Annotated in this window: 1 rRNA gene; it reads right to left on the minus strand. The window is 39.1% G+C overall.

The features are described 5' to 3' along the window. Positions 1-102 (minus strand): 5S ribosomal RNA (gene rrf, locus H5089_RS20100); the annotation flags it as partial. Positions 103-325 lie beyond the last annotated feature (223 nt).

The following is a 325-nucleotide window of genomic DNA, read 5'->3' on the forward strand; positions in this document are numbered from 1 at the left end:
CTACTTTCACATAGCAAATGCTACACTATCATCGGCGCTGTTTCGTTTCACTACTGAGTTCGGCATGGAGTCAGGTGGGTCCAAAACGCTATTGTCACCAAGCAAATTTGGGCGTTAATCCGTATTTCTACGCACTAACTGAATTTGGAAAATATCTGATAATATTTTTTAAGTCTTTCTAAGTAATTTCTACTTTAGTTATATTAACTTCTGTCTAAACTGTCGCATAAAACGCGTTTGGCGTTGTATGGTTAAGCCTCACGGGTAATTAGTACAAGTTAGCTTAATGGCTCACACCACTTCCACATCTTGCCTATCAACGTTG

Source organism: Pseudoalteromonas sp. SR45-1 (genome assembly GCF_014163655.1).
In the GTDB taxonomy this organism is placed as follows: domain Bacteria; phylum Pseudomonadota; class Gammaproteobacteria; order Enterobacterales; family Alteromonadaceae; genus Pseudoalteromonas; species Pseudoalteromonas distincta.